The sequence below is a fragment of the Phenylobacterium sp. genome (assembly GCF_030693805.1).
GTDB lineage: Bacteria > Pseudomonadota > Alphaproteobacteria > Caulobacterales > Caulobacteraceae > Phenylobacterium.
Genome location: NZ_JAUXZW010000302.1, coordinates 1 through 7,998, shown reverse-complemented (window position 1 = coordinate 7,998; position 7,998 = coordinate 1). Strand labels below are relative to the sequence as shown.

The 7,998-nt window shown below is 68.6% G+C and carries 10 protein-coding genes and 1 pseudogene; 7 read left to right on the top strand and 4 right to left on the bottom strand.

The genetic code is table 11. The features are described 5' to 3' along the window. The coding region (locus tag Q8M88_RS11655) for a PEPxxWA-CTERM sorting domain-containing protein (RefSeq protein WP_305597324.1) at window positions 1–764 on the top strand (764 nt) is incomplete at its 5' end. Window positions 765–1,110: 346 nt separating this feature from the next. Then, window positions 1,111–1,719 (top strand): hypothetical protein, encoded by a 609-nt coding sequence (locus tag Q8M88_RS11650; RefSeq protein ID WP_305597323.1) that lies wholly within the window; start codon window positions 1,111–1,113, stop codon window positions 1,717–1,719. A gap of 214 nt (window positions 1,720–1,933) precedes the next feature. Here Q8M88_RS11650 and Q8M88_RS11645 read toward each other — a convergent pair whose 3' ends face one another. Both Q8M88_RS11645 and thiS read right to left on the bottom strand, forming a co-directional pair. Further along, window positions 1,934–2,725, bottom strand: a complete 792-nt coding sequence (locus Q8M88_RS11645) for a thiazole synthase (RefSeq protein ID WP_305597322.1) — start codon at window positions 2,723–2,725, stop codon at window positions 1,934–1,936. Window position 2,726: 1 nt separating this feature from the next. Next, window positions 2,727–2,927 carry a sulfur carrier protein ThiS gene (gene thiS / locus Q8M88_RS11640; RefSeq protein WP_305597321.1) on the bottom strand — a complete coding sequence of 67 codons (201 nt, stop codon included), beginning with the start codon at window positions 2,925–2,927 and terminating at the stop codon, window positions 2,727–2,729. A gap of 77 nt (window positions 2,928–3,004) precedes the next feature. Between thiS and Q8M88_RS11635 the strand changes: the two genes are divergently transcribed. Genes Q8M88_RS11635 through aat form a run of 4 tightly spaced genes read left to right on the top strand, consistent with a single transcriptional unit; the run spans window position 3,005 to window position 5,958 of the window. Further along, complete coding sequence (locus Q8M88_RS11635; RefSeq protein ID WP_305597320.1) at window positions 3,005–3,442, top strand: type II 3-dehydroquinate dehydratase; 438 nt, start codon at window positions 3,005–3,007, stop codon at window positions 3,440–3,442. A gap of 27 nt (window positions 3,443–3,469) precedes the next feature. After that, window positions 3,470–3,937 (top strand): acetyl-CoA carboxylase biotin carboxyl carrier protein, encoded by a 468-nt coding sequence (gene accB, locus Q8M88_RS11630; protein ID WP_305597319.1) that lies wholly within the window; start codon window positions 3,470–3,472, stop codon window positions 3,935–3,937. A 4-nt stretch (window positions 3,938–3,941) separates the two neighbouring features. Continuing rightward, entirely contained in the window at window positions 3,942–5,291 is a 1,350-nt protein-coding gene (accC, locus tag Q8M88_RS11625; protein ID WP_305597318.1) for an acetyl-CoA carboxylase biotin carboxylase subunit, read from the top strand. A 13-nt stretch (window positions 5,292–5,304) separates the two neighbouring features. Beyond that, window positions 5,305–5,958, top strand: coding sequence for a leucyl/phenylalanyl-tRNA--protein transferase (gene aat / locus Q8M88_RS11620; RefSeq protein WP_305597317.1), 654 nt, complete (start codon window positions 5,305–5,307; stop codon window positions 5,956–5,958). On the opposite strand, the gene Q8M88_RS11615 is transcribed toward aat, so the two are convergent. Beyond that, window positions 5,850–6,569: a DUF2155 domain-containing protein gene (locus Q8M88_RS11615; protein WP_305597316.1), complete on the bottom strand. Its 720-nt coding sequence runs from the start codon at window positions 6,567–6,569 to the stop codon at window positions 5,850–5,852. The genes aat and Q8M88_RS11615 overlap by 109 nt on opposite strands. 7 nt (window positions 6,570–6,576) lie before the next feature. Beyond that, window positions 6,577–6,978 carry an NADH:ubiquinone oxidoreductase subunit NDUFA12 gene (locus tag Q8M88_RS11610; RefSeq protein WP_305597325.1) on the bottom strand — a complete coding sequence of 134 codons (402 nt, stop codon included), beginning with the start codon at window positions 6,976–6,978 and terminating at the stop codon, window positions 6,577–6,579. Between the two features lie 176 nt (window positions 6,979–7,154). Here Q8M88_RS11610 and Q8M88_RS11605 point away from each other — a divergent pair. Beyond that, window positions 7,155–7,998: pseudogene (locus Q8M88_RS11605) on the top strand (hypothetical protein); the annotation flags it as partial.

Below are 7,998 nucleotides of genomic sequence, written 5' to 3'. Positions count from 1 at the left end.
CGGTCAACTTCGGCCAGGCCTTCGCCTCGGCCCAGGCCGGCGATGGCGCGCTCGGCCTTCCGGTTCTGAAGGCCTATGCCAGCGGTGGTGGATTCTCCCTGCCCAACAACGCGTTCGTCCCGGCCGTGAACTTTGCGGCGGCCCACGCCATCCAAGGCTACACCAACACGGGCGAAACGGCGCTGGTGATTCCCCTGAACGCGTTCCAGGGCCTGGTCGACTACCTCGCGGGGGGCGCGCAGGCCGGGGGTCGGGTCGGCGCGACGCTGGCCGTGACCACAGGCGCGATCCTCGACCCCCTGGTGTCAGCGCAGTACTTCCAGGCGGGAACCGGGCTGTCGGCCAGCGGGCAGTGGACCGGGACATGCGGTTCCACCGGGGCGCTCGCCATGGGAACAGCCTCGGTCAGCCCCATCGGCCAGCCGAATACCACGCAGTTCCTGAGCGTCGCGGCGACCTCCTGCACAGGCGCGGCCGACCATGTCCTGAACCCGGGCGAGAGTTTCTACGTCTGGGCCACGCTCGGCGTGCTGCGGAGCGGCTTCGGCGTGACCGACGCCAGCAACACCTTCAACGTCACGATCGCCCCGCAGTTCCAGTCGCGGATCGAGACCGAGCTCGCGCCGAACCTGGCGCTCGCCGACGGCAGTGGCCTCAACATCAACGTCGGCGTCGTTCCGGAGCCCTCGACCTGGGCGTTGATGATCGGCGGTTTCGGCATGGCCGGTGCAATGCTTCGTCGCCGGAAGGCCTCGTTCGCGTAGTGAATCCCGCCCGACAGACATGCGTCGTCGGTCGCGAGACCTGCGGCGTTCTACTGTCAGGCGTTGGAATTCAGGCCGCCGGGGTTGCGAGGTCACACGTCTGATGAGCCATTTCCCGGAACTGGCGAAAGGGCTGCAAATTTAAGGCGCTTCAGATTGAGGCGTGAGAGCCTGCGAGATTCCGCTTCGGGTCGATGCCACCCGTCGGCTCATCGCCAGCAAGCAGCCGTTCCACGACTCCCAGCCCCCCGACGTCGGCGTGCCCCTTGAAGGCGTATGAACACGCTATTGTTTGACAATCCACCCTTTCTATGTTCTCTTTTTGTTCATGGTCACCGAAGGCGACATGCGTGAGCGGCACGGCCGCGTCCTGGCGGAGCTGGCCGAGGTCGGCATGGCCATGGTGCGCCGGCTGAGCGAGGCCATGTTGCGGACGCAGGATGTCCGGACCGAGGCCCAGATCGGACTGGCGTTCCATCGCGTTTCGCGGGCCGTGCGCCAGACCCTGGCCCTGGAATTCCGACTGGCCGAGGCGGCGCGCCGCGAGGCCCTGGCCCCATCGCCGACGCCCAGGCCGACCGCCACGCCGCCCGCACCATACCAGCCCAGAATCTCGCCCGAGCGCGTCGGCTGGAATGAGTACGAACGTCCCGACTCCGACGAGGCTCTGGATGCGCTCGACGAGCTGCTGGAGGCGGAAGACCTTGATGTGGACGCCGTTCATGAGGCGGTCGATGCGTCCATGGCCCGCCTGCGCCAGGATATTGCCGCCGACGCCTTGCTGGTGAAGGCTGGCGTGCTGGCGCCGGACGACCCGGAATCAGCTCTCACCTACGCGGACCGTCCCCCGACCACGCCACAACGGCGAAACCGACGATCCGAACTCTTCGGCGCGGCAAGCTTCCCGCGCCTGCCCCCCACCACTGGCCCGTCGATCTGGCGCAGCTCCGCCTGAATCCCCGCTCTTCCTTTCCCACCTCGTGGGAAAGCGGGACCGTTCGCCGACCCGCCGGCTCGACCGGCGGGGAAGAGCGAAGGGTGGAAAGGGCAAGCGGCCGGCGCGGCGGAGCGATCCTCCGATCCAGACGCCGTGGATGGGGCACGCCCTCTCCACCACGCCCTCTGCGGGGCGCGGTCCCCCTCTCCCGCTTTGCGGGAAAGGCAGTCCTTCAGATCAATCCGGACAGCGGCGACGACGGATCCGCATACATCCGCTTGTCCATGCGCCCGGCCAGATAGGCTTCGCGGCCGGCGATGACCGCGTGCTTCATGGCCCGCGCCATGCGGATCGGGTCCTTGGCCTCGGCGATGGCGGTGTTCATCAGCACCGCGTCGCAGCCAAGCTCCATAGCCACGACCGCATCCGAGGCGGTGCCGACGCCCGCGTCCACCAGCACCGGCACGCTGGTCTGTTCGATGATCAGGCCGAGGTTCAGCGCATTCTGGATGCCGCGCCCCGAACCGATCGGGGCCGCAGCGGGCATGATCGCCGCCGCACCCGCATCCTCGAGCTTCTTCGCGTACACCGGATCGTCGGAGCAATAGACCATCACCTGGAAGTCCTCGGAAATCAGCAGCTTCAACGCCCGCAGGGTCTCCTCCATGTCCGGCAGCAGGTGCTTGGTCTGCGACAGCACCTCCAGCTTCACCAGGTCCCAGCCGCCGGCCTCGCGCGCCAGCCGCAGGGTCCGTACAGCCTCCTCGCCGGTGAAGCATCCGGCGGTGTTGGGCAGGTAGGTGAAGCGGTCGGGTTTGACGAAATCCGCCAGCATCGGCTGCGTCGGGTCCGACAGGTTCACCCGGCGCAGCGCCACGGTGACGATCTCCGCGCCCGCGGCCTCGGCGGCGGCGGCGTTCTGGGCGTAGTCCTTGTACTTGCCCGTGCCGACGATCAGGCGTGAGCGGAACGTCCGCCCTGCGACGGTCCAGGTTTCGGCGGAGTTGTCTTGTGACCCGTCCACGTCAGCCGCCTCCGATGAAATGCACGATCTCGATCCGGTCGCCGTCACTGAGCCGCGTCGCCGCATAGGCCGACCGTGGCACGATCTCCAGGTTGTGCTCCACCGCAACCTTGCGTGCGTCCAGCCCCAGTCGCGCCACCAGTTCTGCAAGGTGGGCGACGGCCAGATCGGCGCGGCTTTCGCCGTTGATGGTCAGGTTCATCACCAGGCTCCCGGTCGGCATGCTTGTGACCCCGCCCGAGCCTCGTTACAAGACGGCGGAATCGACGGCGGAGCCGAATGTCGAAACCGATCTATGTGCTGAGCGGCCCCAACCTCAACCTGCTCGGGGTCCGCGAGCCGGAGATTTATGGGAAAGACACGCTCGAGGACGTGCGCCTGCTGTGCGAGGCGCGCGCCAGTGCGCTTGGCCGCACGATCGTGTTTCGCCAATCCAACCATGAAGGCCAGCTGATCGACTGGATCCAGGAAGCCCGCGAGCACGGGTCGGCCGTGGTGATCAATCCGGCCGGCTATGGACACACCTCGGTGGCGATCCTCGACGCGCTGAAAGCGGTCGACCTGCCGATCGTCGAATGCCACCTGTCCAATCCGGCGGCGCGCGAAAGCTTCCGCCGCCACACCTATGTCTCCCTGGCGGCCACCGGGCTAGTGTCCGGCTTCGGCGCCGCCAGCTACGCATTGGCCGTCGAGGCGGCCGCGGGCCTCTCGACCTGACGCCCCGCAGAGTTGAGGAACGTATCCATGGCTACTCCCAAGGCCCCCGCCGACCCGATCGACGCGCGCCTGGTGCGTAGGCTGGCCGACATCCTTACGGAGACCGGCCTCAGCGAGATCGAGGTCGAGCGCGACGGCCTGAAGATCCGCGTCGCCAAGACCTTCGCCACGACGCAGATGTACGCCCAGGCCCCGATGATGCCGGCCGCGCCTGCGCCGGCGGCCGCAGCCGAGACGCCCGCAGCGCCGGTCCGCGCCCGGGGCGACACCGTCAACTCGCCGATGGTGGGCACCGTCTACATGCAGGCGACGCCCGGCGCGGACCCGTTCATCTCCGTCGGCCAGAACGTCACCGCCGGCGACACGCTGCTGATCGTCGAAGCGATGAAGACCATGAATCCGATCCCCTCACCCAAGTCGGGCCGGATCGTCGAGATCCTCGTCGAGGACGCCCAGCCCGTCGAGTTCGGCGATCCGCTCGTCGTCATCGAGTAGGGCGATGTTCGATAAAATCCTCATCGCCAATCGCGGCGAGATCGCGTTGCGGGTCCACCGCGCGTGCAAGGAGATGGGCATCTCCACCGTCGCGGTCCATTCCGAGGCCGATTCCGGCGCCATGTGGGTGCGGCTGGCCGACGAGAGCGTCTGCATCGGCCCGCCCCCGGCCGCCAAGAGCTATCTGAACATCCCCTCGATCATCGCCGCCGCCGAAATCACCGGCGCCCAGGCGATCCATCCGGGCTATGGCTTCCTGTCCGAGAACGCCCGCTTCGCCGAGATCGTCGGTGCGCACGGCTTCACCTTCATCGGGCCAAAGCCCGAGCACATCCGCATGATGGGCGACAAGATCACCGCCAAGCAGGCGGTGAAGGACGCCGGCATCCCTGTGGTTCCGGGCTCCGATGGCGCCTTGACGACCGAGGAGGAGGCCTTCGAGGCCGCCGCCAAGATCGGCTTCCCGGTGCTGATCAAGGCCGCTGCCGGCGGCGGCGGACGCGGCATGAAGGTCGCCCAGTCGGCCGACGACCTGGCTGAAGCCGTCGGTACTGCGCGCAGCGAGGCGCGCGCCGCGTTCGGCGACGACGCGGTCTACATGGAGCGCTATCTCCAGACGCCCCGGCACATTGAGCTGCAGGTGATCGCCGACAGCTTCGGCAACGTCTGCCACCTGGGCGAACGCGACTGCTCGCTGCAGCGCCGCCACCAGAAGGTGCTGGAGGAAGCCCCCTCGCCGGCCATCGATGCGGCGACCCGCGCCAAGATCGGCAAGGTGGTGGTCGATGCGGTCAAGGCGATCGGCTACCTGGGCGTCGGCACCATCGAATTCCTGTACGAGAACGACGAGTTCTTCTTCATCGAGATGAACACCCGCCTGCAGGTCGAGCACCCGGTCACCGAGGCGATCACCGGCATCGACCTGGTGCGGGAACAGATCCGCATCGCCGCCGGCCTGCCGCTGTCGTTCAAGCAGTCCGAAGTGGTGTTCGAAGGGCACGCCATCGAGTGCCGGATCAACGCCGAGAACCCGCGCACCTTCATCCCCTCGCCCGGCCTGGTGACCGATTTCCATGCCCCGGGCGGCCTGGGCGTTCGCCTGGATTCGGCGCTCTACGCCGGCTACGTGATCCCGCCCTACTACGACAGCCTGGCGGGCAAGCTGATCGTCCACGGGCGCGACCGCGAGGAATGCATCGCCAGGCTCAACCGGTGCCTGGGCGAGATGGTGGTCGGCGGCATCGAGACGACCATCCCCTTGTTCCAGGAGCTGTTGCAGCAGCCCGACATCCTGGCCGGAAACTACAACATCCACTGGCTGGAAACCTGGATGAAGACCCAGCAGACGGCCTGAGGCCGGGTCGGCCATGTACGGCTTCTCGTCGCGAGAGTTGCTCGCCTGCTACGCCCGCGGGGTGTTTCCGATGGCGGACGCCCGCGACGACGAACGAGTGTTCCTGATCGATCCCGATGAGCGCGGGGTGCTGCCGCTGACGGACTTCCATCTGTCCCGCCGCCTGGCCCGCACGGTGCGCGCCGATCCCTACGAGGTGCGCATCGACACCGCCTTCGACCAGGTCGTCCGCACCTGCGCCGAGGCGACGCCGGACCGTGGCGAGACCTGGATCAACCAGCCGATCGAGCAGCTCTACGGCGAGCTGCACGAGCTTGGCTACGCCCACAGCGTCGAGTGCTGGCGCGGCGACGTGCTCTTGGGCGGGCTCTACGGCGTGGCCCTGGAGGGCGCGTTCTTCGGAGAGAGCATGTTCTCGCGCGCCCGCGACGCCAGCAAGGTGGCGCTGACGCATCTGGTGGCCCGCCTGCTGGCCGGTCGATTCGTCCTGCTGGATTGCCAGTTCATGACCGAGCACCTGGCCCAGTTCGGCGTCGAGGAGATCCCGCGCGCCGAATATCAGCGCAGGCTTGGGCGGGCCTTGGGCGTCGACGACGCCGACTTCGGCGCGTTGCCGGCCGCAACCACGGGCGCGGTCGCCCTGCAGGTGATCACCCAGGCGTCGTAGACAGGATGCTCGAGCGGGTTCAGCCCCGGCGACGAGGCGTACATCCAGCCGCGGAACGCCTGGCGCGCCGCCGGCGTCGGCTTGCCCGGCGCGGCCTTGGGCTGCGACTCGATGATCAGATAGGCCATGGAATCGTCGACGGCTTCGTCAGGCGCGGCGCGCTCGCAGGCCTTCACGGTGAACACCAGGTTCTTGTAGCGCACCGGGGTGCCGACCTCGGCCTCGAAGCGCATGTTCTCGGCGGTCACCTTGTCCAGCGCCTGCAGGATGGCGACGTCGTAGCGGGCGCGCTTCAGCGTTTCGGCGGGCTTATCCGCCACTTGGGCCTTTGGCGGCGCGGCGGGGGCGACCTCGGCGGCCTGTACCGGTGGCGTGGCGAGCGGCGCAGGCGTGGGCACGTCGACCGGCGGGGCTTCCTCGGCCGGGGTTGCAGGCACGATCACCGGCCCGGGCACGGGCTCGATCACCGGCGCAGGTGTGCTGGGGACGATCGGTGCGGGGGTTATAGGTGGCGGCGCGGGCTGTGCGCTCACCAATCCGGCCACCAGCACGCCTGCGCCCATAGCCGACAGGGCGGTCACGCGGATCACGACGGTTCGACGCAGGCGCATCCGAGGCTTACTCCGGCTTCCAGGCCTCGTAGTCGCCGCTCGCGGCCTGTCGCTCGCCCCCGCGGGCCAGCGAGCCCTTGGGCTTGTAGGCGTGGATGGTGCCGGTGAGGTTCGGCTGGTGGTCCTTCTCCCAGGCCTTGCGCGGCAGAGCCTCGCGGGTCGGGGGCTCGACGAAGGTGTGGTGCAGCCAGCCGTGCCATTCGGCCGGCACCTTCGAGGCCTCGGCGTAGCCCTCGTAGATCACCCAGCGGCGCTTGCGGTCGTCATAGCTGTCGCTGTTGTCCTTGGCCTCATAGTAGCGATTGCCGGTGTCGTCCTGTCCGATGAACACGCCACGGCGTCCGATAGTGAAACGCGCGCCGATGGTCGCGCCGTTCCACCACGTGAAGATCGATTTCAGAAGGTTGATCAAGGTCTGCCGGTGGGTTCGGGGGACAGGAAGCGGGCGGACTATAGGGGCGGCGGCGCGAAGCGTCCAGGGTCGCTCCGACCTCAACATCTTGGGGATGGCGACCTAGAAAACCGCAACATCTATTGATCGCAACCTCCAACGACCGGTACCCTGGGCGTTCTTGGAGGCAGGCCATGGTCACTGTGACGCCAGACGTGCGGTTGGAGCGGCGTGAACTCGAGCGCTCGGATGGATTCGCCCAGGTGAACGCGCCCGCCCACTGGACCTCCGCCCAGGTAGAAGCCTGGCTCGATTGGGCGCCGGGCGAGACCGACATCGCCGCGGCGATCGAGGCGTGGGCCGCGCGGCTGCCGAAGCCCCTGCGCAAGCCGCTGGCCGCCGCCTTGCTGCGGGGCGTGGCGGCGTTGGCTTCGGGGACGAGCGGTGTCCTGCTTCTGCCGGGCGACGCGCGGGCGCACGGCGCACTTTCGGGTCTCATGGCGCGCCATCGCGGCGTCGTTGCGGCACGGTCCGCCGCCGCCGCCCTGGCCGTGCGCCTCCAGGCGGTGATCGACGCCGTCAGCCGTTGCGACGGCGACGCCGAGGCCTGCGCCGATCCGGCGCGCAACGCCAGCCTGGCGCGCGCGGCGAACGCCGCCCGGACAGCCGGCGCCGATGACGCGACGATCCTGGACGCCATCGCTTCTGCGGTCGCGGGCGAGACAGACTGGATCGCGACGCCGGTGCGTGCACCGACGCCACAGATGATCGTCCTGGCCCACGAAGCGGCCATCGCGCAGGCTTGCGCCCGCGCAAGCTGGGCGACAGGCCAGGTGATCGCCGCCGGCAGCGCGTCGCACGCTGAGGCCGTGGTGCGCGACGCCCGCATGAACCGCGCGGCCGTCAAGCTGACGGCGTTTCCCCGACCCGCTGACCGGGCGGCGTTGTCCGCGTTGCTGGAAGGCCTCGCCGAGGCGCTGGCGACCGAGGGGGGCCGCATTGCGCTCGCAGGGCTAGGCGACTGGCTGGTGGCGCAGG